General features: G+C 59.1%; 29 protein-coding genes. 12 read left to right on the top strand and 17 right to left on the bottom strand.

Features of this window, described 5'->3' with window-relative positions; translation table 11 throughout:
• The first annotated feature begins 29 nt into the window (after nucleotides 1–29).
• The 7 genes from AB688_RS00500 to AB688_RS26680 all read left to right on the top strand — a co-directional run bounded on the left by AB688_RS00500 (nucleotide 30) and on the right by AB688_RS26680 (nucleotide 6,116).
• A complete protein-coding gene (locus AB688_RS00500; protein ID WP_063541527.1) occupies nucleotides 30–377 on the top strand; it encodes a metalloregulator ArsR/SmtB family transcription factor in 348 nt (115 codons plus the stop codon).
• An 18-nt stretch (nucleotides 378–395) separates the two neighbouring features.
• The gene (locus AB688_RS00495) at nucleotides 396–1,679 is read left to right on the top strand and encodes an arsenic transporter (RefSeq protein WP_054891260.1); all 1,284 of its coding nucleotides are present in this window, start codon (nucleotides 396–398) and stop codon (nucleotides 1,677–1,679) included.
• A 27-nt stretch (nucleotides 1,680–1,706) separates the two neighbouring features.
• Entirely contained in the window at nucleotides 1,707–2,177 is a 471-nt protein-coding gene (locus AB688_RS00490; protein WP_063541526.1) for an arsenate reductase ArsC, read from the top strand.
• A 9-nt stretch (nucleotides 2,178–2,186) separates the two neighbouring features.
• Complete coding sequence (arsH, locus tag AB688_RS00485) at nucleotides 2,187–2,888, top strand: arsenical resistance protein ArsH (RefSeq protein WP_063541524.1); 702 nt, start codon at nucleotides 2,187–2,189, stop codon at nucleotides 2,886–2,888.
• Between the two features lie 156 nt (nucleotides 2,889–3,044).
• On the top strand, nucleotides 3,045–3,284 hold the full coding sequence (locus AB688_RS00480) for a type II toxin-antitoxin system RelB/DinJ family antitoxin (protein ID WP_063541521.1): 240 nt from the start codon (nucleotides 3,045–3,047) through the stop codon (nucleotides 3,282–3,284).
• Entirely contained in the window at nucleotides 3,274–3,570 is a 297-nt protein-coding gene (locus AB688_RS00475) for a type II toxin-antitoxin system RelE family toxin (RefSeq protein WP_063541519.1), read from the top strand. The genes AB688_RS00480 and AB688_RS00475 overlap by 11 nt, the downstream gene beginning before the upstream one ends.
• Before the next feature lie 989 nt (nucleotides 3,571–4,559).
• On the top strand, nucleotides 4,560–6,116 hold the full coding sequence (locus AB688_RS26680) for a P-loop ATPase, Sll1717 family (RefSeq protein ID WP_146226828.1): 1,557 nt from the start codon (nucleotides 4,560–4,562) through the stop codon (nucleotides 6,114–6,116).
• A 468-nt stretch (nucleotides 6,117–6,584) separates the two neighbouring features.
• Here the strand turns inward: AB688_RS26680 and AB688_RS25980 are convergent, their stop codons facing one another.
• The 14 genes from AB688_RS25980 to AB688_RS00400 form a co-directional block, all read right to left on the bottom strand.
• Nucleotides 6,585–6,860, bottom strand: coding sequence for a hypothetical protein (locus tag AB688_RS25980; protein ID WP_081255175.1), 276 nt, complete (start codon nucleotides 6,858–6,860; stop codon nucleotides 6,585–6,587).
• Entirely contained in the window at nucleotides 6,857–7,837 is a 981-nt protein-coding gene (locus tag AB688_RS00465; protein WP_063546592.1) for an integrase domain-containing protein, read from the bottom strand. The genes AB688_RS25980 and AB688_RS00465 overlap by 4 nt, the downstream gene beginning before the upstream one ends.
• A gap of 929 nt (nucleotides 7,838–8,766) precedes the next feature.
• Nucleotides 8,767–10,086: a tyrosine-type recombinase/integrase gene (locus AB688_RS00460; protein ID WP_063541515.1), complete on the bottom strand. Its 1,320-nt coding sequence runs from the start codon at nucleotides 10,084–10,086 to the stop codon at nucleotides 8,767–8,769.
• A 305-nt stretch (nucleotides 10,087–10,391) separates the two neighbouring features.
• Nucleotides 10,392–11,564: a site-specific integrase gene (locus AB688_RS00455; RefSeq protein WP_063541513.1), complete on the bottom strand. Its 1,173-nt coding sequence runs from the start codon at nucleotides 11,562–11,564 to the stop codon at nucleotides 10,392–10,394.
• Complete coding sequence (locus tag AB688_RS27100; protein ID WP_023382856.1) at nucleotides 11,561–11,773, bottom strand: DUF4224 domain-containing protein; 213 nt, start codon at nucleotides 11,771–11,773, stop codon at nucleotides 11,561–11,563. Before AB688_RS27100 ends, AB688_RS00455 begins: the two co-directional genes overlap by 4 nt.
• Before the next feature lie 264 nt (nucleotides 11,774–12,037).
• Entirely contained in the window at nucleotides 12,038–12,490 is a 453-nt protein-coding gene (locus AB688_RS26955; protein ID WP_063541511.1) for a hypothetical protein, read from the bottom strand.
• On the bottom strand, nucleotides 12,487–12,900 hold the full coding sequence (locus AB688_RS00435) for a DUF2528 family protein (RefSeq protein WP_231100282.1): 414 nt from the start codon (nucleotides 12,898–12,900) through the stop codon (nucleotides 12,487–12,489). Before AB688_RS00435 ends, AB688_RS26955 begins: the two co-directional genes overlap by 4 nt.
• A complete protein-coding gene (locus tag AB688_RS00430) occupies nucleotides 12,897–13,172 on the bottom strand; it encodes a hypothetical protein (protein WP_063541510.1) in 276 nt (91 codons plus the stop codon). The genes AB688_RS00435 and AB688_RS00430 overlap by 4 nt, the downstream gene beginning before the upstream one ends.
• An 81-nt stretch (nucleotides 13,173–13,253) precedes the next feature.
• Nucleotides 13,254–13,517, bottom strand: a complete 264-nt coding sequence (locus AB688_RS00425; protein WP_063541508.1) for a hypothetical protein — start codon at nucleotides 13,515–13,517, stop codon at nucleotides 13,254–13,256.
• Between the two features lie 5 nt (nucleotides 13,518–13,522).
• Nucleotides 13,523–16,210 carry a toprim domain-containing protein gene (locus AB688_RS00420; protein WP_063546588.1) on the bottom strand — a complete coding sequence of 896 codons (2,688 nt, stop codon included), beginning with the start codon at nucleotides 16,208–16,210 and terminating at the stop codon, nucleotides 13,523–13,525.
• A gap of 8 nt (nucleotides 16,211–16,218) precedes the next feature.
• Complete coding sequence (locus AB688_RS00415) at nucleotides 16,219–16,440, bottom strand: hypothetical protein (protein ID WP_331250177.1); 222 nt, start codon at nucleotides 16,438–16,440, stop codon at nucleotides 16,219–16,221.
• A 79-nt stretch (nucleotides 16,441–16,519) separates the two neighbouring features.
• Nucleotides 16,520–16,759, bottom strand: a complete 240-nt coding sequence (locus tag AB688_RS00410) for a hypothetical protein (protein WP_063541504.1) — start codon at nucleotides 16,757–16,759, stop codon at nucleotides 16,520–16,522.
• Entirely contained in the window at nucleotides 16,756–17,199 is a 444-nt protein-coding gene (locus AB688_RS00405) for a YmfL family putative regulatory protein (RefSeq protein WP_231100281.1), read from the bottom strand. Before AB688_RS00405 ends, AB688_RS00410 begins: the two co-directional genes overlap by 4 nt.
• A gap of 65 nt (nucleotides 17,200–17,264) precedes the next feature.
• Nucleotides 17,265–17,465, bottom strand: coding sequence for a DNA-binding protein (locus tag AB688_RS00400; RefSeq protein ID WP_063541500.1), 201 nt, complete (start codon nucleotides 17,463–17,465; stop codon nucleotides 17,265–17,267).
• 84 nt (nucleotides 17,466–17,549) lie between these two features.
• On the opposite strand from AB688_RS00400, the gene AB688_RS00395 reads away from it, so the two are divergent.
• Both AB688_RS00395 and AB688_RS00390 read left to right on the top strand, forming a co-directional pair.
• The gene (locus tag AB688_RS00395; RefSeq protein WP_063541498.1) at nucleotides 17,550–17,888 is read left to right on the top strand and encodes a helix-turn-helix domain-containing protein; all 339 of its coding nucleotides are present in this window, start codon (nucleotides 17,550–17,552) and stop codon (nucleotides 17,886–17,888) included.
• A gap of 88 nt (nucleotides 17,889–17,976) precedes the next feature.
• On the top strand, nucleotides 17,977–18,159 hold the full coding sequence (locus AB688_RS00390; protein WP_063541496.1) for a hypothetical protein: 183 nt from the start codon (nucleotides 17,977–17,979) through the stop codon (nucleotides 18,157–18,159).
• Between the two features lie 42 nt (nucleotides 18,160–18,201).
• On the opposite strand, the gene AB688_RS25965 is transcribed toward AB688_RS00390, so the two are convergent.
• The 3 genes from AB688_RS25965 to AB688_RS00380 all read right to left on the bottom strand — a co-directional run bounded on the left by AB688_RS25965 (nucleotide 18,202) and on the right by AB688_RS00380 (nucleotide 21,356).
• Complete coding sequence (locus tag AB688_RS25965) at nucleotides 18,202–18,459, bottom strand: ogr/Delta-like zinc finger family protein (RefSeq protein WP_081255173.1); 258 nt, start codon at nucleotides 18,457–18,459, stop codon at nucleotides 18,202–18,204.
• Between the two features lie 61 nt (nucleotides 18,460–18,520).
• Nucleotides 18,521–19,405, bottom strand: a complete 885-nt coding sequence (locus tag AB688_RS00385) for a phage portal protein (protein ID WP_063541494.1) — start codon at nucleotides 19,403–19,405, stop codon at nucleotides 18,521–18,523.
• Nucleotides 19,317–21,356 (bottom strand): terminase large subunit domain-containing protein, encoded by a 2,040-nt coding sequence (locus AB688_RS00380; protein WP_063541492.1) that lies wholly within the window; start codon nucleotides 21,354–21,356, stop codon nucleotides 19,317–19,319. Before AB688_RS00380 ends, AB688_RS00385 begins: the two co-directional genes overlap by 89 nt.
• 160 nt (nucleotides 21,357–21,516) lie before the next feature.
• Between AB688_RS00380 and AB688_RS00375 the strand changes: the two genes are divergently transcribed.
• The 3 genes from AB688_RS00375 to gpM are packed head-to-tail and all read left to right on the top strand — an operon-like array spanning nucleotide 21,517 to nucleotide 24,244.
• The gene (locus AB688_RS00375; RefSeq protein ID WP_063546586.1) at nucleotides 21,517–22,491 is read left to right on the top strand and encodes a GPO family capsid scaffolding protein; all 975 of its coding nucleotides are present in this window, start codon (nucleotides 21,517–21,519) and stop codon (nucleotides 22,489–22,491) included.
• Entirely contained in the window at nucleotides 22,491–23,510 is a 1,020-nt protein-coding gene (locus AB688_RS00370; RefSeq protein WP_063541490.1) for a phage major capsid protein, P2 family, read from the top strand. The genes AB688_RS00375 and AB688_RS00370 overlap by 1 nt, the downstream gene beginning before the upstream one ends.
• Nucleotides 23,507–24,244, top strand: coding sequence for a phage terminase small subunit (gene gpM, locus AB688_RS00365; RefSeq protein WP_063541488.1), 738 nt, complete (start codon nucleotides 23,507–23,509; stop codon nucleotides 24,242–24,244). The genes AB688_RS00370 and gpM overlap by 4 nt, the downstream gene beginning before the upstream one ends.
• Nucleotides 24,245–24,303: the final 59 nt, after the last annotated feature.

Here is a 24,303-nt window from a genome sequence, read left to right as displayed (position 1 = left end):
TCGGATTTCCATATGTTCAGGTGCCTCCCATGATCACCCCCACCCAGGTCTTCAAGTCCCTCGCCGACGAGACCCGCGTTCGCGCCACCTTGCTGATCGCCCGCCTTGGCGAACTGTGTGTGTGCGAACTGATGTGCGCCCTCGACGACAGCCAGCCGAAAATCAGCCGCCACCTCGCCCAGTTGCGCAGCGCCGGCCTGTTGCTGGACCGCCGCCAGGGGCAGTGGGTGTACTACCGCCTCAACCCTGAACTGCCCGCCTGGGTCAGCGAGCTGTTGCAGGTCACCGCCCAGGCCAATGCCGCCTGGCTCCAGGACAACATCGCCCGCCTGCAGCACATGGACGATCGCCCCGTCCGTGCCGCTGCCGGCTGCTGAGTGGACGAGGACCTGCCGATGCTGATCGCCGCCTGCGTCTTCGTCTTCACCCTCATCCTGGTCATCTGGCAGCCCAAGGGGCTTGGCGTCGGCTGGAGCGCCAGTTTCGGCGCACTGCTGGCGCTGCTGTTCGGCGCGGTGTCGTTGCACGACATACCCGCCGTCTGGGCGATCATCTGGAATGCCACGGCCACCTTCATCGCCATCATCATCGTCAGCCTGCTGCTCGACGAGGCCGGCTTCTTCGAGTGGTCCGCCCTGCATGTGGCGCGCTGGGCCCGCGGCAGCGGACGCCGCTTGTTCGCCTTCATCGTGCTGCTGGGCGCCGCAGTGTCTGCTCTGTTCGCCAATGACGGCGCCGCGCTGATCCTCACCCCCATCGTCATGTCGATGCTGCTGGCGCTGCGCTTCTCGCCCGGCGCGACCCTGGCCTTCGTCATGGCCGCAGGCTTCATCGCCGACACCGCCAGCCTGCCGCTGGTGGTGTCGAACCTGGTGAACATCGTCTCGGCCGACTACTTCGGGCTGGGCTTCAGCGCCTATGCCTCGGTGATGCTGCCGGTCAACCTGGTGGCCGTGGCTGCCACGCTGCTGGTGCTGTTCCTGTACTTCCGGCGCGACATCCCGGCGCGCTATGCTCTGGATGACCTCAAGGCCCCCGCCCTGGCAATCCGCGACCGCGCGACCTTCCGCGTCGGCTGGGTGGTATTGCTGGCGCTGCTGGTGGGCCTGTTCGTGCTCGAGCCGCTGGGCATCCCGGTCAGCGCAGTGGCCGCAGCCTGCGCCGCCGTGCTGTTCGCCGTCGCCGCCCGTGGCCATGTGATCTCCACCCGCCGCGTGCTGCGCGAAGCGCCCTGGCAGATCGTGGTGTTCTCGCTGGGCATGTACCTGGTGGTGTACGGCCTGCGCAACGCCGGCATGACCGACGCCCTCGCCACAGTACTCGACCGCCTCGCTGCCCACGGCCTGTGGACAGCCACCCTCGGCACCGGCCTGATCGCGGCGTTGCTGTCGTCGGTGATGAACAACCTGCCCAGCGTGCTGGTCGGCGCCTTGTCGATCCAGGCCAGCGGCGCCGAAGGGCTGGTGCGCGACGCGATGATCTACGCCAACGTCATCGGCTGCGACCTCGGCCCGAAGATCACCCCCATCGGCAGCCTCGCCACGTTGCTCTGGCTGCACGTGCTGGCACGCAAAGGCATGCGCATCACCTGGGGGTACTACTTCAAGGTCGGCATCCTGCTGACCCTGCCGGTGCTGCTGATCACCCTTTCCGCCCTGGCACTGCGCCTGGGCCTTTGAAAACCGCCACGCGGCGGGGAGCGAACGATGCGAATCCTGTTCATGTGCACGGCCAACAGCTGTCGCAGCATTCTGTGCGAAGCCCTGTTCAACCACCTCGCCCCGCAAGGCTACGAAGCCATCAGCGCCGGCAGCTTCCCACGAGGCCAGGTGCTCCCGCGCAGCCTGCAGACCCTGCAGCAAGCCGGCATCGCCATCGATGGCCTGAGCAGCAAAGGCAACGAAGCCTTCGAAGGCAACCCGCCAGACATCGTCATCACCGTCTGCGACAAGGCCGCTGGCGAAGCGTGCCCCGTGTACTTCGGCCCGGCGCTCAAGGCCCACTGGGGGTTGGAAGACCCTTCCGACGTGGTGGGCGACGACGCCACGATCGACGCCGCATTCCGGGCGACCCTCGCGCATATTCAACGGCGTTTCGAGGCGTTCTTTGCGCTGCGTCCGGATGCCCTCGACCGTGATCAGCTCAAGCGCGAGCTGGATCGTATCGGCACGCTCTGAGGAGGGACCATGTCGGACACGCTGCCCAACCTCGACCTGTCGTTGTTCGACGACCTGCCCGGACAGCCGCTGGACAACGCTCACCCCCCGCGCATCCTGCTGCTGTACGGCTCGACCCGCGAACGCTCCTTCAGCCGCTTGCTGGTCGAAGAAGCCGCGCGCCTGTTGCAACACTTCGGTGCGGACACCCGCATCTTCGACCCCTCCGGCCTGCCCCTGCCGGATGACGCCCCTGTCGATCACCCCAAGGTCCAGGAACTGCGCGAGCTGGTGCAATGGTCCGAAGGCCAGGTCTGGTGCTCACCGGAGCGCCACGGCGCCTTGTCGGCGGTGTTCAAGGCCCAGATCGACTGGATCCCCCTCGAACTCGGCGCCATGCGCCCCACCCAGGGCAAGACCCTGGCAGTGATGCAGGTGTGCGGCGGTTCGCAGTCGTTCAACGTCGTCAACCAACTGCGCGTGCTCGGGCGCTGGATGCGCATGTTCACCATCCCCAACCAATCGTCGGTGCCTAAGGCGTATATGGAGTTCGATGAGGCAGGGCGGATGAAGCCCTCGGCGTATTACGACCGCGTGGTGGATGTGATGGAGGAGCTGGTGAAGTTCACGGTGCTGTTGCGCGGGCGGGCGGAGTATCTGGTGGATCGGTATTCGGAACGGAAGGAGAGTGCGGAGGAGTTGGCGAAGCGGGTGGGGCAGGGGGCTATTTGAAGGGGCTTTTTTGTCCTGCCTCGGAGGGAGATTGACCGGTTGTAGCTTTTGGTGGAACCGATTGGGAAGCGACACGCCAGTTGTCGTTTCAGCTTGCGTGTCGGGTCTCTGCACGGCATTGTAAAGACCAACGTCATTACGCAGAGGCCCCTTTTCATGGCATCCATCAACGTCCGTATCGACGACGAACTCAAGGCGCGCGCCTACCGCGAATTGGAGAAGCTGGGAGTGACGCCCTCCGAGCTGATGCGCCAAGCACTGCAATACGTTGCCGAGCGTGGGCAGCTTCCCTTCAAGACCGTGCTGGTCACAGATGAGGACGAGGCACTGTTGGCAACTGTCAGGGAGCGACTGGCCGATCCGCAGCGTGTGAAGGTTTCACTGGATGACCTATAGCCTCGAGTTTGATGCGCGAGCGCTGAAGGAGTGGCGCAAGCTGGGGGACACGGTTCGGCAGCAATTAAAGAAAAAGTTGGTAGCGGTCTTGGAGAACCCTCGGGTTGAGGCCAATCGGTTGAGTGATCTTCCGGACTGCTACAAGGTCAAGCTACGTAGCAGTGGGTATCGCTTGGTTTACCAGGTTGTGGAGCAGCAGGTTGTTGTGTTTGTAGTGGCTGTGGGTAAGCGCGAGCGGGAGGAGATTTATCGAGCGGTTGCTGAGCGGGTAGTGAGCCGGGAGTAACAGGTACTGGCAAGTAGCTAGTTTTTTGGGTGCTGCGGGAGCTGCCATTGGGTATGTGTGGCACCAGGAGTCGAAAATAGTTGTGACTATCTGATTTATAATGTTTTTTATCTTTCGGTTACCTATTTCTACCCCTAAAAATATCCCCATGGATTTATCTTTATAGCAGCAGCCTCAGCCTCACGCTGTCTGTACTCTCGAACTTCAAGCTCATCTTCCAATCCTCTATGTAGCCTATCCGAAGCCGTAGGGATCCGCTCTGCAGTCGGCATCCCGCGCCCAATGCAACTATTTTCAGAGTTAACAGAAAATACTGCATTACAGTTATCTGCATTGGCTCGCAGGAGAGTGAAAAGTCCACCCGCATCTAATGGGGCTGCTTGAGTGGAGATCTGCCCGTCAGATTGAATAATATGTAATCGTAATTTTTAGAGGCGCAGGCGATCCGTTATTTGTATTGCTTAACATTTTCAGTAAGCTTTCGAGAGAAGTTATCTTCCTCCTCGAGTGGTATTATATCAAAGGTCAGAAGTTTACCGTCCGGTTGTACCAGTGCGCCTGTATTATTTCAGTAACGGACCTTTGTAGTCGCCGCTAACTTCCACTGACTCATGCTCTTGTTAGTGAGACGAGAGCGATACCTCTATTTACGGGAGTTACTCTCAATGTAGTTCCATCAACAGAAGGATAGACAGCGTTGCCTCGGAGCGACCGGTATGAACAATTTTATAGAACATGGGAGACGCAATGCCAATTGCGAACAAGCGCGACCTCACCTGTCCTCCTTGTCGAAGATTTATCCGCAACGTTGTGAACAGCAGTTAGTCACTAATAACAGGAATATTTCTCCTGCATGCTTGGCGCCGAGGGCGGATGTGTGGTAAATAGTTTCTTATGGCTCAGGCGCGCTGCGAGTAGCGTGCTGCTCAGTTTGGGCAATAACCTATTTTTCTACAGTAAGTTAAAATCGGATATACAGGAAGTTTTTGATGACTACTTCAGGTGTACTAAAGCTAAAGGATATTCCTCTTGGTAGCACAGATGCTAAGAATGAGGTGCTGAGTAATAGTCCTGAAGAAATCGTACGTTTCGTTAACTCGTTTGTTGTTCCGCCAGCGCTATCGATAGAAAAATTTTACGATAAGAAAAAATATTACATAGTGGGATTAAAAGGCACAGGGAAAACAGCTCTTCTGCGCTATGTCTCATTAAAGCTTGAGGAATCCGGCGACTCAGATTCAAGTTTCGTTTTGTTTAAATCAGACGTAGATGAAGACTTGAGAAAGGATTTTGCTCGCGCAGCCAGGGTTCAAGTGGTGGCAGAAAATAGTGATGCTTATGACGGCGATGATTTTGAGACCGTATGGCGTTGGTTTATCTATAGAAAAATTGCCTCTCTAATTCAAGAGGGCAGCTCACCATTCCAGAATAACGAATTGCTCAATACGTTTGTTGCATTGGTCACTTCTGAAGCAGATGCTAAGCCAGAGAAATCTGGACTTATGCGATTGGTGCCTAATATTCGAAAAGGTACGGTTGAAATAAGCCAGTCGCCGAAGTTAGGTTTGGAATTTGATTGGGATGACTCTGGTCGAGCAAAGGTTAATTTCAACGACCTTGTACGTAGAGCCGATCAAGCCTTCCAGAAATTAGAGCCTGATGCAAGACGGTTGAACGTTTTTTTTGACGAGCTCGAGCTGAATTACGCTAGCAACAAGCAGTACCAGCGTGATGCTCGCTTAGTTAGGGATCTGATTGTCTCGATTGAGCGATTGAACGCGACTTGTAAGTCGAGAGGCTATCCAATCTGCCTCTATGCAGCCATCAGATCAGAAGTCTTAAGTGCTGTGGACGCATTGGGGAAGGAAATCAATAAGCCGATTGCTGATTTCGGGTCTGTAATATCATGGAATAGACCCGGGCTTGATGCCACACAGCAGCCGCTATTGAATATTATCTGGCAGCGCATAAACAATGCGCGCGAGGAAGCAGGACTTGTAGACTTATCATCTCAAGAGTTATGGAATCATTATTTTCCACGAAAAATAAATAATCAAAGTCCGCAAGTCTATATTCTTCATAATTCATGGTATCGTCCTCGTGATGTAGTGCGCTTGCTAATTACTGTGCAAGACCAATATCCAGATGATGAAACTTTTTCTTTGCAAGCTCTCGAAGCTATACGCAAAGCATATTCCACTGCATCTTGGGTAGAGCTCGCAGAAGAACTGAAGGCAAAATATAAGGCTGCTGAAGTTGAAGGGATTAAATATCTTTTCTATGGATACAAACAAATAGCTACATTTGCTGAGTTAAGTGAGAGGGCAGATCTTGTAGTGCTGGAACATGATGAGACGAAAAAGCTGCTGGAGCGAGTTTCACTTCGTGAAGTGCTAAAAGATCTTTTCCGTGTTGGAATTATAGGGAATATAGATGAGCACCATGAAAGAATGCGTTTCTCCTTCAGGGGTGATGATGAGATTCTCTTCCAGAACAAAGTCTTTGTTCATAATGCATTAAAGGCTCATTTGTCATGCTTTGGATGATTGATGCTGGCGGTCTAAAAGAATCGACATGTATTCGGTACTTTGTTTTTAGGTCTATGCCGCTTAGGGAATCTATGGGTTGAGATATTCTGACTGCTCTCTAATATTTCAAATGATGTAGGTTTTTCAGTTCCGATAAGCCTGCGAATCGGCCGGGCGCAGAGTTCGGCCGATCTTGGTATGGAAGCTTTAAGGTGTTAGTGGCTGGCTAGTTTCCGTTTGTTGTCTGATACTTCAGCGTTGCTCCTAATTTTTGAATGGTAAGTCTATTTCTGATTATAATGTGCGCCTTGGCGGAATTGAGAGTAATCCAGGTGCGTAGGCCTTTATGTGGCTTTAGGTGCTAAAGCTATTTGATAGTGTTCGACTTTTCAGAATAATTAAATTGTTCTTAATTGCTTCTTCTTCATTGAATAGAGCGAAAGCCTGTGAAAGCAAATTGCTGAGTCACTCATGCAACGCACTCGATCAGAGTTTGAAATTCCATGATTTTTTTAAGCGGCGAACTATCAGCCGTACCGTCAGTACGTAGTAATACCGCGTCGCCTCACTGTGTCTACATAGGCGATGCTCAAGAAACCAAGATAAGTGTTTTTTTTGCCAGGCCCAAGGCGTCTCTCGCTGCCAGCGATCTGCAATCTCAGCTTGGATAAGCTTCGCCTGCCGCAAATGACGTTGCCGCGTCGCGCGCGATCCGATCAGCACGCCAGCCAAGAACAGCTCCATATCGAATGGCTTGCTCATGTCCGTCCTCCAATGTAGGCCGCGACCACATCGATCCGACCGTGCCCTAGCTCACTGCTGATTTGCCTCCGAGCTTCACGATCAAGGTATCTATCTACCAGGCAACACTGGCCGCCGTTGATAGGCGCCCGGTGCTGGGTGATTTGCTCATAGCGCTCACATGCGTACGCCGCACGGAGCTCATGGAAGCCTCTGAGGTTGTGTGCATGCAGGATGGCCCGCGCGGGGTGAATGATTTCTTGCAGAACATTCAGATAGCTTTCATGTGGCGCTATTAGGTTGCTGCTACCTGCAGGCGACATCTGCCGTGCAAATCCGAGCGCACCTCGAACATGGTCATCCACCGCAATCCAACGTGGCGCTGAGGCACCCGCGCGGCCACCTTTGGTGCCATCCTGAATGTTTATCTTGCCTAGATCGTTAGCCTCACGGCTTAGCCGTGGCAGGTCAGCCAGGATGGCCTCACGCAAGCGCATGCCGGTGGCGCGCGTCAACAGAACAATCGCGGCGACCCGCTGCTGATGATCACGGCAGAGCGCATCGACAATCTGTTTAACCTGTTCGCGGTCTTGGCCTTGCGGCACCGACTGGCGAATCCCGGTGCGCTGCATGCCCAGTGCCTTGCTCGGACTTCGTAACTTCACGTACTGATCACCGCGAAGCGCCGCCATGATCCTGTTGACGCTGGAAAGCCGGTTTTGCGCGGTGCTGACGGCGAGGTCACCGCGCTCAACCGTGTCGCGCAGATATGCTGCATAGTCGGCCAACACCTTCCGATCAATCTGCCGCGCATCATTGATACCCGGCCCCTGTTCGGAACGGCACCACTTCACGAATGCCAACCACCGGTCACAGTGCGCTTTGACCGTTCCGTAATGGCCACCGCCGAACATGTCTTTCAGTGCCTGCGGCCCTGCATAGCTCAGTTGCCTGCCGTAGCCGAAATTGCGGCCGTCGCGCCTACCCACCAATGCCATGTCGGTCACCTCATCTTCGCTCTCCGATCCTCGCCCCCACGTCATCCCGCCAAGAATGCTGAGTGTTATCAGGGATCAAGGCCCCTGCGACCTATGGGGATGTCCTCTAACGCGGGACTGGCGGCTCCTTACGACCGGGAGCAAGGGCATCTCATGATCTGGCCTCCTGAGCACCGTTACCGGTGGGCGGGTGGAGGCTGCATTGGCTGACGAGACCAATGCCGAGAGATCCTGAGCCGGGTGAACGCAGCAATGCGATGACCGGGGCATGCCTGACTGTCAGTCAGGTGCAGGCCATTCCCTGGTCTGCGGCACCATCATCTGCATGGCTGTTGCTGGTGACATCGGCGTTTGTCACGCCAATTGTCACGAGGGGAATTGCCGCTGAGCCATGTGCGATCAGGGCTGCAGCAGTGTCAGGAGCGCCCGTCTCTTTCCAGTGAAAGAGACGGGCGCAGGTCGGCGCACGCGAAATGGCCAAGCGGATAGGTTGCTGCTGAGCAGATGGGTAGGGTGGTTGCCGCAGGGGCAACGATATTGAGTTGGCATCCATCACATGGGTAGTGACCGTACGAGCTGCCGGACGCGAATCGTACTTGGGGAGAACCACCGCGGGAGCGGCGTGACCTTTAAGGTTCGGGTCACCTGGGGTGCTGTCATCGACAGCTCTTGCAACTCCCGGTCTACGCCTGTGGACAATATTCGTCAAGCAAAGCGATTTCAGGGATTTAGCGCCTGTGGATAAAACTATCCCCCGGTGGGCATCAGTGGTTTTCCACAGACGTACGCTGTGCCAGCGTTTTTTTTCTTAGGTATGGTCCTTTCAAACGGGGCGGCTTTGCAGCCCCGTTTGAAAGGACCCGCGCGGAGGAGCTTCATGCGGTGCTGTGGGTAACTTCACAGCGAGTTTGATGCGGTGGTGCGGCGAGTTACTCGGTCCTCTTGGCACTGCGAAGGCGCGTGACGTTCTCGCCCGTCTGCTTGGCAAACTCATGCGGCGTCACATGGCCCTCGCGGTTCGCCTCCAGAAACCGGCTCCACCAGGTCATGATCATCCGGCGCTCTTCGAGGAACTCGGCCTTGTGGGTATAAGCGGCCCGCACGTTGTTGCGTTCCTTGTGGCTCATCTGCCGTTCGATGGCGGTCTCTGACCACAGCCCGGACTCGACCAGCGCACTGCACGCCATGGCTCGGAACCCGTGGCCGCAGATATCCACCTTGGTGTCGTAGCCCATCGTCCTGAGCGCGGCATTCACCGTGTTCTCGGACATCGGTTTCCACGGTTTGGCATCTCCCGCGAACACCAGGTCGAACTTGCCCGTGATCGCGTGGATTTGCTCAAGCAAGGCCACTGCCTGCGGCGATAAGGGTACAACGTGAATGTCTCCGGCCATTTTCGTACCCCTTGTGGAAAACGGTACGCCGTCGAGCGCCGGACGAGTGTCGGGGATCTCCCAGATGCCGCGATTGAGGTCGAACTCGTTCCAGCGGGCGAAGCGCAGCTCACTGGAGCGTACGAACACGTGCAGCGACAGCATCACGGTAAGGCGTGTGAGTGGACGACCTTTGTAGTCGTCGATGCGTGCTTGCAGCTCTGGCAGCCGCGATAAGGGTAGTGCGGGTCGATGTGTAACCCGTGGTGCTCTGATCGAGCCGTCGAGGTCGTGAGCCGGGTTCGCGGTGATCAGCCGCAGCCGTTTGGCTTCGCGCATGATGCTTTGCAGGTAGTTCTTGATCCTGAGCGCCACGTCGATGGTGCCGCGATTCGTCACGGCTTCCAGTGGCTGCATGAGGTCGTGGGTGTCCAACTCAGCGATTGCCCTGGCACCGAGCAAAGGGAATACGTGAGTCTTCAACCGGCTGAGCACAGTCTTGGCGTGCCCCGGCGCCCACTTGGGCACCATCCCGGCATACCAATCGAGCGCGACGCTTTCGAAGGTACGGCCATTGATTACGGCTTGCACCTTGGCCTGCTGCTTGGATTGGATGGGGTCAATGCCGTTGGCGAGCTGCTGTTTGAGCTCGAAGCGCTTGTGGCGAGCGTCAGCCAGCCCGACCACCGGGTAATTGCCGAGTGAGGTCAGGCCCTCGCGACCATCGGGCTTGACATACCTGAGCCGCCAGCCTTTGCGACCGTTGGGCTTCACGAGCAGGTAAAGGCCATCGCCGTCAAAAAGCTTGTACTCACGTTCGCGAGCCTTTGCAGTGCGGCAGGCGTTGTCGGTAAGGGGAGCTGTTGTGCGAGCCATAAGGGTACTTTCCAATGTCGAATTGGTAGGTATCCTTAAAAGTACCCTTATTAGCGCTGGCTACCCTCGGAATCCGACGGAACGCCAAAACGAAAAAACCCGCCAGAAGGCGGGTTTTTCGGGGGTTCCAGAGATTTTGAAAGCTTTCTCTGGAACCTTGAATGGTGCCGGCACCAGGAATCGAACCCGGGACCTACTGATTACAAGGCACCTACGCACAACAATGAAATCAAGGACTTAGGTCGCATCCTTGTTACGCACGGCTACCCGAAAACCCAATGTTTCCAGGGTATTGCGTGCGCTTGTTACGCATGGGGGAGAGGGGGAGTATCGGAGGGATTCACCAGGGGAAGGCCAAGGTCGTAGATGTCCAGCATGGACTCGTTGCGGTGCCCGCTGGCCTGCTGCTTGTCGGCCCGCGTACCTGGTGTGTCGGTGATGCCACGGCGTTTGAGGTCGTGCAGGCCGTAGCGCTGCTCCTCAAGGAGTACACCAGCCTCAATCGCCTTGGCCATGAAGCGCTGCCAGGCCGTGTCCAGGCCTGACTTGCTAAGTGCCGTGCCGTGGCTGCTGACGATCAGCGGACGTCGTCCAGGGTGAAGGTGGAGGGGAATGTTGCGGTGAGCCCAGATCCTGGCGCGCTGAGCCTTTGCCTCGTCCCACGCGGCGCGCAAACGCGGCGTCCAGCGGACGATGTTGTCGCGGCTGCCCTTCCGCCGGTTCGTCAGCACACCTTCTTCGAGCTCGTTGGCATCGGTGAGGGTCACGACCTCAATACCGCGAAGCCGGCACAGATAGGCCAGCTCCATCACGATGCTGAGGTATGAGGGGCAACTGCCAGGCTCGTTGCGGTGCAGCCTGCCCAGTGCCTTTGCCCGATCGATCAAGGTCTCCATAACGTCAGCTGCAGGAAGGCGGCGCTGCTTTCGCTCGGTTGGCGCTTCGACGCCCTGGGCGGGATTGCTGTCCAGGTTTCCGATGCCACGGTTGCGGCCCCACTGCAGCACCAGGCGCAGGTACCTGAGCACGTGGGCTGCTTTCGATGGGGTGCCCTCGCCGGCGATCTTGTCGACCAGGCGCTGCACCAGGGCGGGGGAGAAGCCGCGAACGGCGAGTTCGCCAAGCGGCTTACCCATTCTGGTGTTCTGCTTGGTCAGCACCTCACGGCAGTACGTGTAGTCGTCTTGGGTACGGGAGGAGAGCCCTTTGAACTTGGGGCTTTCGTGGTACTGCTGGCACAAGTAGTTCAGGGTGTCGCGGGCTGGATTGCTGGCTTCGTCCATGATGCGGTGCAGCTCGGCCAGCGTAGCGTCGGCCGGTGCAACGTTGTGCCGGCGCTGCTTACCTTCATCGTCGCGATGCGAGGTGTACCAGATCCCGTGTCCACGGTGGTCAAAGTAAATAGCCGCGGGGAGCGCGGCTTGGTCGATGTGGCTGGGGATGTGCGGATTGTGCTTCCGCTTGCGGGCCTTCTTCATAGGATGTCAGCGTCGTATCGCTCCGGGTGGCCTGGCCCTACGCCGGCGGCACGGTTGATCAAATCAATGGTAGTCCAGGGGCCGGCTTTGCCCCGGAACATGCGAATGCCCTGTTCGACCAGGTTTCGTTCTACGTCCGATCGGCGCTGGTAGCCGGTGATCCGTTGCAGGTCCTCGAAGCTGAGAACGTCGGTGGTTGCATGCCCCATGTTGTGTCTCGCAAAAGCACCCGCCGGCATTGTGGTCCAACGCCGGCGGGGTCGTTATTAGAAGTTGTGAGCAGATTTTCTAGGGTTGTTACGTGGGCGTGATTTCTGGCCTCGAGCGGGGAGTGGTGCCACTCATCCTTTTCAGGCAGGCCTTGCAGGTAACCTTTCTTGGCTCGTTTGTGAACTGGGTGGCTTTGACCATTCGGCCGCACTTCACGACTATCAGGCCAAGCATGGCCATGCGATGCCACATGTGGGTTCTGGTCATGGTGTAGCCTCCAGGTCCTCGCTGAGGTCAATCAAGGCCGTTTTGTAGCAGGGGTAGCCCATGCGCTGCGCGCTGAGCTCCAGCGCTTGAGCGTGAATGATTCCGCGCTCGCGCTTGATTTTCGTGGCCAGTCGTTTCAAGCCCTTCAATGTATGTGGCGGGGTCCACTCCTGATTCAGCTCGTTTCCAGGATTCACTTCGGCATCCTGAGGTTGCTGCAGGGCGGCCCGTGCTGAGTATTGAACGACCCCGTTCTCAGCACCACGATCCCCGGCGAACAGGTCCAACTGAGCGAGTTCAAGCCCGAGCTTGGTGGCCAGCGCCCGAGCGGCAGCCTCGGCGCTAATCGAGCTGCTGGCGGTGGTCTTCTCGCCACGTGCCCGGGCTGTGTAAGAGCCGGCGCTGAGGCGGACGGTGATAATCAGGTCGTCGGGCTTCTGGATGCTCACTGGGTCACCTCCGACACGGCGACGTCGTTGAAATCGGGCAATTGCACGTAAGCCCCTACAACTCGGATTCCGCACCAGCCGTAGCCGTCGCCCTCGATCTCGCCGCCCCAGCCCTCGCTGGTGTGCAGCTCCTTGCTGGTCTTCTCGCAGTACCATTTTTCGCTGTCACCGAAATCTGCCCCTCGATCCTCGAGTAGTCTGCAGATCACCTCATGCCCGGCCAGCCGAACTACGGTAAGGACCACGTCCTGGTCTTCTTCATCCAGCCGATCCTCAGCGCCGTCCCAGAAGGTGTTGATCAGTTCCGCTCGCTCGGTGGTCAGGCGATCGAGGTCGACTTCCAAGGTCACCTCGTAGTCTTTCCAGGTGTCCTTCACCTTGAAACGCTTGATGTTGGTTGGCGTGGTCATGCGTGTGCTCCTGGAGCGAAAGCGGTGTGAGGTTGGCCCGCGTCGTAGCGGGCAATCAGGTTGGCAACGAGCTGGGCTTCTGCGCCGTCGAGCACGCCCAGGCGGCGGGCCATGTCGGCGGCGCCCTCGAGGCGGGCACGGCTGTCGGCGGTGCGGTGCACCTGGTGGTCGATCAGGGCGGCGCCGACAACGCCAATGGCCAGCAGGCGCGGGCTGTGAGACGGCCCAGCTGTGGTAGGATCTGCGGTGCCGCTGCGTTGGTTATGGTTCATAGATCGTTCCTCTGTGGTGGTTTGGCGTCGAGGAGCTGCAATCTCCTCGGCGCCGTTCTTCTACCGGCCTACGCCGGCCTTTCACCTGTCAGCGCTTCCACGCCGTACCAGGTAAATCTCCAAACCCTGCAGTTCGCCGTCGTCGTGAAGGCAGCTCCATTCCAGAACCGCCTGGACCTGCGCCGGTGAACAGGCCAACACCAGAATCTCCCGCTCACCACGGCCAGCACGCACTTCCAAGATGTCCAGCAGGCCTTCCACGGCGTAAGCGTCGGCCTGGACGATCGGCAGCCGCCGATCCGCTGCCGTACCTGGTCGTGGGCTGTTGATAACTTGCACGTCCATCGCGGTTACTCCCGGAAGATGAAGCAGCGAACGGTCGATGGGATGTTGGCCAGGGGCCTGGCGAGCTGATCGCGTGCCCGAATGGCGCTTTCCACCCGCTTCTGGTCGGCCAGGCAGGGGTGGGCGCGACAGTCCTTGAGCAGCCGGCGCAGGGTGCCCAGCTCGGGGATCCGCTGACGGTATTCGGTGGCCACCTGCTGAAACTGGTTGAGGTTGATGGCAATTTCGCCAGGCTTCTTGCTGTGGTTGACCAGTGGGGCCTCGGGCAGCGACTCCAGGAAGTCGAAGACCTGCCAGAACTCGTTCACCTCTTTCGGGTCGGTGGTGATGGCCGCCTGGCGCTCGCTGGCGGCCTTGATCACGTACTTCCGGCAGGCCTGGACCATGTGGTCCGGCACTTCGATCACCAGCTGCAGGCAGTCCGCCAGGGCAAGCATCATGGCGTGGTTCTTGATCACCCGATCGGAGGTCAGCTTGCGGCTTGACCACAGCTCAGCGCGATACTTGGGGTACAGCTCAGCGAAGCGCTTGAGCACCTGCTGTTCGGCGCGCATGGCCTTGACCATGAAGTGGCTGACGTCCTCGAGCTCGGTCTGGACGATCGCGTCAGCGGCTCGGCGGCTGTCGTCAGTGATCGTCGGCTTGAGGAACGGCAGGCGGAAGATCCGGCTGATGATGGCCTCGTGGCCCGTGACGATGGCGTTCTGCGCGATCACGATCGAGGAGCGGAACGGCGGCTCGTAGGTGTCGTTGCTGTTCGATTTCACGCCCCGGGTACGCAGGGTGCCGCCACCGTAGAAGTCCTTGAACTGGTCCCACTCGAAGGCCTTGGCGTTGTCTTCGTTGGTGTTGCGGTCGGCCTCGAGCAGTACCAGGGGAAGGTTGGCCACCTGGCCCATGGCGCGGCTCAGGCCGGAGAACGAGCTTTTGGCAGGGTCGAAGCCCTCGTACAGTCGACCGAACAGCTTCCACAGGAACTTGATCAGTGTGGTCTTGCCCGAGTCAGGCTCGCCCGACATTTCCAGGAACGGGAAGCTCTCGTGTTCGGCACGGATCTGCTCGGCGTACAAAGAACCGAACCAGTAGGTGAGGGCGAGTACTCCGTTCTCGCCGAAGCAAGTCCACAGGTTTTTCAGCCAGGCTTCGCTGTAGCCCTTGGCGTCCAGGGCGTTCTTGATCTTCACGGATTTCATGAGGCACTTGACCTTGTGCTTGCCGAACTCGAAGTAGTCTTCGTCGTTGGCCTTGTAGATGGAGCCGTTGTGCACGGCGATGTCGTTGAAGATGTAGGCCTGGTGTTCCCGGCTGTAGCCCAGGAAGTCGATCGTCTCGACGGTCTTGAGGCCTTCGGTCTGTCGAAGGATGATCTGATCCAGGTGCTTTTGAGTGCCCAGCCAAGTGGCGCCGGAGTACATCAGGCGGGTCTTGAACTCGCTGCTGGAGGCGATCTGCTTGGGCGTGAAGGTGTAGTTGTCGCCCTTGTCGTCCCGGGTACCGGTCACCTGGAAGTAGAACCAGGCCTCGTTGGTGACGTCGCTCACCTGCTTGTAGAGGGCCTGGAAACTGCAGTTGGCCAGCAGCTTCAACGAGCAGACGGTCTTGAGGGTGTCCTGGCGTTTCTCCTCGTCGTCCTGGTCCGTGCTGCTGGCCAGCTTCTTCTGCTCATCCTCGAGCTTGGACAGGTCGAACTTTGCCCAATAGGTCTGGTTGCCGAAGTCGAAGGCGAACTCGGTAAATCCTTCGTCCCACATGTACATCAGCAGCGCCTTCTCCCGGGCTGTCGATGCCAGCAGCAGGTCACCCTCGTGACGAGCCGCTGCCAGGTCGCGTTTGCGCTTGTGGTTTCGTGGATTGCCTTCGTCTTCAAACAGCCAGCGCTGGTGCAGGTCGTTCCAATCGACTTTCCGGTCCCGCTGGGGGATCAGCGCGGCCTTGCACTCGAAGCCCATCTCCGCGGCCTGCTTCGCCCAGCGCTGCAGATAGCCGCGGGCGACCGGCTCGTTGTCCAGGGCCCACACCAGGGTGGGCAGGTTGCCACGGCGTTGCTCGGCCAGTTGCTTCAAGGCCTCGACGGGGAAGTTCACGCTGGACATGGCCGACACGGCATCTAGGCCGTTCTGCAGCAGGGCAACAGCGTCGAAGATGCCCTCAACGATCCACAGCTCTTCGACCTTGCTGAGATCCAGGCTCGGAGGGCACCACCACTGCCCTTGGGCGCTGTACTTGAATTTGAAGCGCGCTTTCATCTTGCCGAAGCGCCCAGGACGATCAATCAAGCGCTCCCACCAGCCGTCGTTGGGCAGGGGAAAGCGGATCGTGGCGCTGGACTCACCGGTTTCCTGGTTGACGTAGCTCTCCTGGGTGAACCAGCCGGTCATCTTCCAGCTATCCAGCCCACGGGCGAACTCCAGGTACGAGCGGACTGTAGCGTTCGGATCGTTCTCGGTGGCCGGGGCACGCTTGCTCCAGTCCTCGAAGAGATCCTCGTACAGATCCTTGACGTGCTCGATGTGGCCACAGCGCTCCGGCCTTCCGCAGCGGATCTGCCAAGGGCGATCGTAGCGAGCGTACAGCTCTTTCTTTCCGCAGGCCGGACAAGTGCCGCCCCGCATGTAGTCGGTTCCTACGCGGTGCTTGAGCCCGAAATCACTTTCGAGCCGCTGCAGTACTTGGGTGAGGATGTTTTCGTTCATCATCGGGGTTACTTCGCAGTTTTGAGGCTGTAGGTCAGCGCGCCGATCAACCGGCGTTGCGCGCCCATGGCGGGGTTTTTCAGAACGATCGCGGTGTGCCGTTGCTTCTCCGGCACGTAGCGATAGGTGTCGGCGTACCAGTGCTCGTTGAGCGCAGCGCTGTAGTCCGACTTGAGGGAAGCCAGCAGGGCGTTGGCCTGTTCGGGGCTCATTTCCGCTGTGATTACCACCTTGTTCTCCATGAAAACCTCAACTTCGGACGCAACTCACCCAAACCCACGGATAGCGGGGCAGGGCAATGGGTAGGGGTTAGGTGCGCGCTGCGCGGGGTGGCGAGCGGTCAGCTGCGCCAAGGCCAAGGTCAGTCATGGCCAGGTACACGGCTTTTTCTGCCGTCGGGTCGGAAACGTTGTGGTCTGCCACCAAGTGGCAAACGGCGCGGGTGAACAGCTGTTGGTCGCCGCTCAGGTGTTCGGCCTGGTGACGCTGCAGGTAGTGGCGAGCGGACGACTGGAGTACGTCCTGGTAGTCGGTCGGCTGAGTGTTCATGCTGCAACCACCCCACGCGCCCGGTGCAGCGCGATCGCCGACAGGACCTCGGTGTGCCGGGCCGACATATGGGCTTCATGGGCACGCATGATCTCGTCGGCTTCGTCCTGCGAGATACAGCCATCGGCCAAGGCCTTGGCGATTTCGAAGTCAACTGCGCCACGCTTCGCTGAGGTAATCATCGACATGGTGTACAGCTCGATGTTGTCCAGGGCATCGACGTCTGCGACGTGCACGAAGATGCCTCCGTACAGCGAGGCGATGTAGTCCGGCAGGTGGGTGGTGCCGAGTGTGGCTTCCAGCTGGCGAATCTGGACGTCGTGGAGAGGGCGGGAATGCCCGTTCTCGTACGCGTAGTTATCGAACTGCTTGAGTTTCAGGCCGAGGTGTTCTGCTGCTTGGACGCGACCGCCTGGGTAGGCACGGATGATCTCCTTCATCACGTCTTTCCTTGTCTTGAGAACTGAACGATTCATGTTCTGATTTTCCCTGATGGCCAATGGCCTTAATCTTCGATCACGCCGTCTTTGATACCCAGCAGTACCGCTGCACGGTGTGCCTCCCCCCGAAGCCCCTTGATGCGGCCTGTCAAAAGGCCGCTGACCAAATTTTTGTTCAAACCATGAATCCGACTGAACTTGGCAATGCTCATCCCCTTGCGATCAAGCGAAGCGCGGGCTTGCTCAGGCGTAACTGGCGCGGGCATAGTGTTTGTTCCTGTTTGTTTGTGTTCGTCTGTGGTGATTCTTGGTCAGAAAAATGTTCAAGTCAAGGTTCTGTGGTCAAAAAAATGCTAATCGCTGACGGAGTGGGCAACAGGCTCAGGGAAGAGCGTGAGCGTTTAGGGCTGTCGCAAGAGGAGTTTGGTGTCCGTGTTGGGGTGAGCCGCGGAACTCAAAAGAAATACGAGCTGGGCACCGGATCGAGCTCTATGGACTTGAAGTACCTGACCGCACTTGAGGCCTTCGGTGTGGATACGACATACATCGTGACGGCATCAAGGACCCTCCCCGCCGGACTTTCCAGTGAGGAAGCTGACCTCCTCGAGCAGTACCGTGCAATCCCCGAACAGGACCGACGTTCGCTGCGCCGTTTCCTGAAAGCCATGTTCCAAGACGCGACGTCCTGAGCATGGAGTCATTCGTCAACTACCCCGTGTAAAGCATCCATCCTGCCCTGATAACTCCTGGTCGCATTGCATATCAAGGAGTTAGCAAATGTTGAATTTGGCAGTAGCTGAGCAGGATTGCGTTGACCTGGTCGGGTGTGAGTGGATGGGTCTGAGCGTGAACGAACGCCGAATGATCGGTTTATTCCGCCAGATGACCGAGCTCGAGCGTCACCAGGTGCGGCGCCTGATTGATCAGTTGGCCAAGCATCCGGATGACGCGGAATCCTGATCTCACCAAATGAAACCGCCGACCAATTGGCCGGCGGTCTTGTCATGCTGCTGGTCTTCTCATGTGCTCGAACAATTCCTTCTGCTTATCTGCAGGAAGGCTCTTGAACCGATCCAGAATCAGCGTATCCAGCTGCTGAGCCGATGGGCGCAGCGTGTGCGAAAACGACAGGGTTGATACCCAAGTGTGGCCGCACTGGGCGTCCAGGCACTGGCAGTAGAGTTTTGCGTAGACGCGGGTGACTTCCTCCCGCGAACTGATCCGGCCTTTATGGCCACAAGTCGTGCAGTAGACTCGCATGGTGTCCCTCCCCAGGGTTCAGATGCGCCACTATTATGCCGCCATTCGATGGTTGAAACAGCTACAAAGTGTTGTCTTTTGTAGGGTTTTCGTCTGGTTTTAGCTCGAATCTCCAGTAGATTCGCCTGTCTTCGCGTAGCGCCTCATTGATCTGACTGAACAGTTGGCAGATCGGCCTGATTTCGTTGCTGGTGTAGACCCGATCGATCTTCTCGATATCGCCGAAACCGCCTGTATTCTCGGGGATGATGCCGGCCAGGGCGGGGTTCATCCGCCAGGCCGCGATGATGTCGTTCCGGGTGATATTCTTGACCTTCTCCAGTTCGTCCTTCGCCTGGAAGTCCCCTACCGGGATGATCTTGATCGCGTTTTCGGCCCCGCCAGGTATGTTCACGAACATCGAGCGGAAGTTACCCACCCCCTTACTCGCACTGATCTGGGCCCGAAGGTTGTCTTCGTCCTCCTCGGACAGGTTGGGGTCGTTGGTGTAGAAGATGTAGCCTGCGTGCGCACCATTGCTGTAGTAGCGCCGGCGGAACAGGGTCGCCGCTTCGTTGAGCAGCAGCGCCTGTAGGCCGCCCAGGTAGTCCGGGATGCCGTAGATATTCTGCTCAACGTCGTAGTCTTTGATGTGGACGATCTCGTCCTGGTCGTACTCCTCCTCCTGCCCGTTCTGCAGCAACATGACGAAACCGCCGTCCACCTTTACGCGCATGTTGATCGCCGGCAGGTGCTCGAGCTCCAGGACATGCCCCAGGAAGTTCTCGTGCGCCAGGAAGTACGCCTCCCCGAACACCATGTAGTCCAGGGCTGCACAGCTCATCGTCTGAGCGCTGCAGCCTTCTGACGGGATGAACTCACGCAGCAGCAGGTTGCGCTTGAACTTCGGGATGGCGCCGTGGTGCGCGTTGGCGCGCAGCAACTTGGCCAGGCCGACGCGAGACACCGGCGGTTTGTACAGGCGCCCGTCGTCGGTGGGAAAGATGCCCAGGTACTCGCCGATATTGGCCGTCAGCACCTGCTCTGGCTCCCCGAACGTGAACACGCGTGTGGGCTGTTGCGCCGGCGCTTGCGGGGCTTGAGGTTTTCTCTGTCGTCTGGGCATAGCTTCCGCTCGTGAGGTAGCGGCTCTTGCGCCGCTTGTTGGTGTTCAAGGGTTCGTTGTGAAGGGCATGCATCACAGCCCAGGCGATGTCGGCGTGTCCGGTGGCCTCGGTCCTCGAGGCGCTGAATGTGATCTGGCCGCCGGCGGTAGTGCCGCGCTTGATCGTCAGGAACGCCTGGGCGATATCGGTCCACCCTGCGTCCCACTCGATCCGTCCGGCGCGGATCACGTCCTGGGCCTTGAGGACGAGCGTCGTTTTCGTTTCGAGGCTGTAGTGGATGCGCTGCGCACGCGGATAGAAGTCGCAAACCACGTCGTACACACCGATGCCCACCCCGGTGGTATCGATACCGATGTGCTGCACGTTGAAGCGTGTGGTCAGTTGCTTGATCTGCGCTGCCTGGTAGGTGAACGACTGTCCCCGCCAGCTGTACTTTTCCAGGATCCTGAAATTGCCACCTGGCTCTGCCGGCGGCGCGACGATCACGCATGTCGCGTCATCGCGTGTACGGCTTGGGTCGTAGCCGATCCAGACAGGGCTGTCACCGAACGGGCGATCGGCATCCTGGTCGTAGTCGTCCCATAGCATCAGGTCGGAGTAGCAGCCTTCCAGATCCTTGAGGCCGAACGCACTCTGTGTGCTGTCGATGAACTTGCAGTAGAACAACTGCTGGAACTTGTCTTCGTCATACTCCAGCTCGAGCTGGGCCACGTCGAACAGATCGCAACCGCCGGCAATGGCGTCGTCCAGGGTGATGGTCTTGCGCCATTGGCCATCCGGGCACAGGGCGCCCTGGGTGTATGAAGCCTCCGAAGGCCACTCTCCTGCAGCTTTCTTGCGGCGTTTGTCGTTGCGGAAGGCTTCGCCCGTCCAGAAGGGGTACGCCTGATGGCTTACCGCGCTCGGCGTGGAGAAATAGGTCTTGCGCCACTTCTTATGGGTGCCCATGGCGCTGGCCACGGTGCTCAGCTTCTCGAAGTCGCGGATCCAGAAGTACTCATCGACGTATACGTGCCCGTGGTAGCCCTGGGCGGTGCTGCTGTTCGTGCTCAGGAAGCGCAGTTCTGCGCCATTGCTCAGTGTGATCGGGTTACCGGTCAGCTCGATACCGAACCATTGCTTGGCGAACTGGATGATGTAGCTGCGGAAAATCTCCGACTGGGCGCGGCTGGCCGACAGGAAAACCTGGTTGTCGCCAGTCAGCACGGCATCCATGAAGGCCTCGCCGGCGAAGTAGTAAGTCAGGCCGACCTGCCGGCTTTTCAGGATGTTGCGCAGCCTGCAGGTGAGCGGGTTCTGCTTCGCCGCGAACAACTCCTGCTGGTACCGATACATTTTGGAGATGAACTTATCCAGGAAGTCCACCTCGGTCAGACCGCTGATGTCGTTCTTGGCCGGCTTCTCTCGCTTCTTCCCACCGCCGCCGCGCCGCTCACGGCGCTGGCCTTGCTCCTGATCGGCCTGCCCTTGCGGTGACTCGCTCGGCGCCGCCGGCGCCGGGGGCTTGCTGGCCTGCTTGATCAGCTTTTCACGCACGGCAGTGAGCCGGTCCAGCTCGTCCAGGTCGCCCTTCGTCAGCGTCTCCTGCTTCTCGCAGATGAGCGTGATCCGCCGGCTGATCGCGGTCAGTGGCTCCTCATCAGTGAGCATGTCGTCCCAACTGCCCTGGCGTATCCAGTAGTAGATGATGCGCACGTTGGGCAGCTTCAACTGAGCCTGGATTTCCTTCACCGAGGCACGGCGCAGGTACAGCCGCTTGGCGGCCTCTTTGACTTCTATCGAGTAGTTCATGGGGCGGAGTCTATGCGCCGAACAACCCACAAACTTCGGGGAAAACTCCTAGTTTCTCCTATAACGATGAGATAGGGGCGGCACGGAAACAAAGCGTTTGGCCGGTGCCGAATGGCTCCCTATCGTTGCGCTCATCGATCACCACCGAGCGCTCCAACCGATGCCCAGATCCCTTGTCTCCTCCTGGAAACGCGTAGCTCTTAGCGGCCCAACCGCAGATGGCCGCGAGATCACAGTCGAGGAGCTGCGCGACTGTGCGGACACCTACAAACCGTCTCGCTACACCGCAGTGATCTGGAGTGAGCACGAACGCTGGCCTGGCTCCCACGGCACCGTATTCGCCGTGCGCCTGGTGACCGAAGACGACGATCCCGAGCTGCAGCCCGGCCAGGTCGCCCTCGAAGCCCAACTCAAGCCCAACGACAAGCTACTGCAGTTGAACGACCAGGGCGAAAAGCTATTCACCAGCGTTGAGATCTGGCCGGACTTCGCCAAAACCGGGCGCCACTACCTCACCGGTCTGGCCGTCACGGACGAGCCGGCAAGCCTGGGTACCCAGGAGCTGTATTTCTCCAGGCGTGCCCGCAAAGGCAAGCACTACAGCAAGAACACCTATTTATGCGCCCCTGTTGAGCTGGGCTCGCTTCGAGAGGGAAGCGACCAGCCGGGCGAGTTGCGCCGCTTTTTCAATGCACTGACCGGCCTTTGCAAGCGCTTCGCCGACACCACTTCTAACACCAACTCACCCGACGAGACCAAACCGATGGATGAAGCAACAGCCAAGGCGCTCAAGGCGCTGACAGACCAACTCGTGATCATTCTGGCCGGCTTCCAGGCTGTGCTGGAGCCAGCCTTGGAAGGCGTTGACACCGGCGATAGCCAGGAGCAGGTCGACGCCGTGGGTACCGCGGTCCAGGACGTGGTCGACGAGGCCGATGAGAACCGTGAGTTCAACCGCCAGGACGGCAAAAGCGGCAAGGGCAAAGGCAAGGACGAGGTCAAGGAGTTGAGCGCCCGCATCGACGAGCTCAACGAGAACATGACCAAGATGCTGAACACCGCCTCGAGCCGTCGCCCGGTCAAACGCAACACTGGCCCGGCTGATGGCAAGAAACGCGGCGGGGGGCTGCGCTGATGGGCGCCCTGTCGCAACGCGCTGCAACGGCCTACTTGCAGCTCCAGGACGACCTGGCCGAGGCGTACAGCATCGATGACGCCACCCGCACCTTTGCCGTGGAACCGACCCACGCCCAGGAACTGAACGAGCAGATCACCGAGCGCGTGGACTTCCTGTCCCGCATCAACGTCGTGCCGGTCAGCGAGATCAAGGGCGAGAAGGTGCTGCTGGGCCTGAGCGGCCCGGCCAGCAGCCGGACCGACACCGACAAGAACGACCGCGAGCCGCGCCACCTGCTCGACCTGAAGAACAACCTGTACGAGCTGTTCCACACCGAGACCGATGTGGCCCTGAAGTTCGCCACCATCGACGCCTGGGCGAAGTTCCCCGAGTTCGCACAGAAGTACCTGGCAGCGGTGCAGAAGCGCATCGCGCTGGACCGGATCCTCATCGGCTGGCACGGCACCCACGCGGCACCGCAAACCGACATGGCCAAGTTCCCCATGCTCGAGGACGTGAACAAGGGCTGGCTGCAAATCGCCCGCGAGCAGATCCCGGAGCAGGTGCTGAAAGCTGCTGACCCGGCGCAGAAGATCAAGATCGGCAAAGGTGGCAATTACCAGAACCTCGACGAAGCCGTCCACGACGTGACCCAGATGATCGATCCGGTGTTCCGCGACGAGGGCGACCTGGTGGCCATCATCGGTTCGGATCTCCTGGCGCACGACAAGGGCAAGTTGTACGCAGCACAAGGCCAGACCCCGACCGAGAAGGAGCGCATCGAGGACGCGCAGGTCATCGCCACCTATGGCGGCAAGCCGTCGTTCCTGATCCCGTTCTTCCCGCCGAAGGGGATCCTGGTCACCTCCTGGGACAACCTGTCGATCTACTTCCAGGACAGCAGCTGGCGTCGTCACCTGCTCGAGAACCCGAAGCGCTCCCGCGTCGAAGACTACAACGGGCGTAACGAGGGCTACGTGATCGAGCAGCTGGGTAAGTTCGCCTACCTGGAATCCGACTCGGTGGAGCTGGTATGAGCCTCGCCCTGGAGCACAAGCGCCGCTTGCTCGCCCAGGGCACCGCTGCAGTAGCCCAGGTGGCCGCTGCAGCTGCCCTGCCGTACTCACCTGGTGAGGCCCTGAGCAGCCCGGCCAATGCCCGCAAGCACCTGGCACTGATGGTCGCCGGCCTGGACGAGGATCTGGCGCGCCTGAGTGCGATCAACGGCCTGGCCAGCCGCCAAGACCTCAAGCGCAACGAACTGCTGCCCAAGTACCAGGACTACGTCCAGCGCTACGTCGAGTCCGGTCTGGTCTTTCCGAACCGCGTGCTTGTGCAAGTCGTGATCTGGCTGTTCGACACCGTCCAGTTCGAGGACGCGCTGGAGCTGGCAGACATCGCGATCGCCCAGGGCCAGGAAATGCCCGAGCGCTTCAATCGCCGCGATATCCAGACGTTTGTCGCTGATGCGATCTGCGAATGGGCCTATGACGAGTACAAGGCAGGCCGCAGCCCCGAGCCGTACCTGTCCGACCTGCTGCCGCGTGTAGACGGCGAATGGCGACTGCCGGAGCAGATCCCGGCCAAGTACCACAAGCTCATCGGCATTCGTGCCGTGGAAGCGAAGGACTGGGCCAAGGCCATCACGCACCTGGAGCGCGCCACCCAGCTGTATCCGAAGGTCGGCGTAGACACCCGGCTCGAGAACGCCCGCAAGGCCCTGCGTAAAGAGCAGGCCAAAGCGGCAGAGGCGGCGGCTACCACCGCATAACGACTACCCCCCCAGCGGGAACCCGTGAAACGAGACGACCACTTGTGGCCCCGCCCCGT

The organism is Pseudomonas putida, assembly GCF_001636055.1.
GTDB classification, from domain to species: Bacteria; Pseudomonadota; Gammaproteobacteria; order Pseudomonadales; family Pseudomonadaceae; genus Aquipseudomonas; species Aquipseudomonas machongensis.
The sequence above is the reverse complement of the archived record's forward strand: the minus strand, read 5'-3'. Positions and strand labels throughout refer to the sequence as shown.

Coding starts and splice junctions, on each gene's coding strand:
- AB688_RS00500 (WP_063541527.1), top strand. CDS start 30: ATGATCACCCCCACCCAGGTCTTCAAGTCCCTCGCCGACGAGACCCGC.
- AB688_RS00495 (WP_054891260.1), top strand. CDS start 396: ATGCTGATCGCCGCCTGCGTCTTCGTCTTCACCCTCATCCTGGTCATC.
- AB688_RS00490 (WP_063541526.1), top strand. CDS start 1,707: ATGCGAATCCTGTTCATGTGCACGGCCAACAGCTGTCGCAGCATTCTG.
- arsH (WP_063541524.1), top strand. CDS start 2,187: ATGTCGGACACGCTGCCCAACCTCGACCTGTCGTTGTTCGACGACCTG.
- AB688_RS00480 (WP_063541521.1), top strand. CDS start 3,045: ATGGCATCCATCAACGTCCGTATCGACGACGAACTCAAGGCGCGCGCC.
- AB688_RS00475 (WP_063541519.1), top strand. CDS start 3,274: ATGACCTATAGCCTCGAGTTTGATGCGCGAGCGCTGAAGGAGTGGCGC.
- AB688_RS26680 (WP_146226828.1), top strand. CDS start 4,560: ATGACTACTTCAGGTGTACTAAAGCTAAAGGATATTCCTCTTGGTAGC.
- AB688_RS25980 (WP_081255175.1), bottom strand. CDS start 6,860: ATGAGCAAGCCATTCGATATGGAGCTGTTCTTGGCTGGCGTGCTGATC.
- AB688_RS00465 (WP_063546592.1), bottom strand. CDS start 7,837: ATGGCATTGGTGGGTAGGCGCGACGGCCGCAATTTCGGCTACGGCAGG.
- AB688_RS00460 (WP_063541515.1), bottom strand. CDS start 10,086: ATGGCTCGCACAACAGCTCCCCTTACCGACAACGCCTGCCGCACTGCA.
- AB688_RS00455 (WP_063541513.1), bottom strand. CDS start 11,564: ATGAAGAAGGCCCGCAAGCGGAAGCACAATCCGCACATCCCCAGCCAC.
- AB688_RS27100 (WP_023382856.1), bottom strand. CDS start 11,773: ATGGGGCATGCAACCACCGACGTTCTCAGCTTCGAGGACCTGCAACGG.
- AB688_RS00435 (WP_231100282.1), bottom strand. CDS start 12,900: ATGACCACGCCAACCAACATCAAGCGTTTCAAGGTGAAGGACACCTGG.
- AB688_RS00430 (WP_063541510.1), bottom strand. CDS start 13,172: ATGAACCATAACCAACGCAGCGGCACCGCAGATCCTACCACAGCTGGG.
- AB688_RS00425 (WP_063541508.1), bottom strand. CDS start 13,517: ATGGACGTGCAAGTTATCAACAGCCCACGACCAGGTACGGCAGCGGAT.
- AB688_RS00420 (WP_063546588.1), bottom strand. CDS start 16,210: ATGAACGAAAACATCCTCACCCAAGTACTGCAGCGGCTCGAAAGTGAT.
- AB688_RS00410 (WP_063541504.1), bottom strand. CDS start 16,759: ATGAACACTCAGCCGACCGACTACCAGGACGTACTCCAGTCGTCCGCT.
- AB688_RS00405 (WP_231100281.1), bottom strand. CDS start 17,199: ATGAAGGAGATCATCCGTGCCTACCCAGGCGGTCGCGTCCAAGCAGCA.
- AB688_RS00400 (WP_063541500.1), bottom strand. CDS start 17,465: ATGCCCGCGCCAGTTACGCCTGAGCAAGCCCGCGCTTCGCTTGATCGC.
- AB688_RS00395 (WP_063541498.1), top strand. CDS start 17,550: ATGCTAATCGCTGACGGAGTGGGCAACAGGCTCAGGGAAGAGCGTGAG.
- AB688_RS00390 (WP_063541496.1), top strand. CDS start 17,977: ATGTTGAATTTGGCAGTAGCTGAGCAGGATTGCGTTGACCTGGTCGGG.
- AB688_RS25965 (WP_081255173.1), bottom strand. CDS start 18,459: ATGCGAGTCTACTGCACGACTTGTGGCCATAAAGGCCGGATCAGTTCG.
- AB688_RS00380 (WP_063541492.1), bottom strand. CDS start 21,356: ATGAACTACTCGATAGAAGTCAAAGAGGCCGCCAAGCGGCTGTACCTG.
- AB688_RS00375 (WP_063546586.1), top strand. CDS start 21,517: ATGCCCAGATCCCTTGTCTCCTCCTGGAAACGCGTAGCTCTTAGCGGC.
- AB688_RS00370 (WP_063541490.1), top strand. CDS start 22,491: ATGGGCGCCCTGTCGCAACGCGCTGCAACGGCCTACTTGCAGCTCCAG.
- gpM (WP_063541488.1), top strand. CDS start 23,507: ATGAGCCTCGCCCTGGAGCACAAGCGCCGCTTGCTCGCCCAGGGCACC.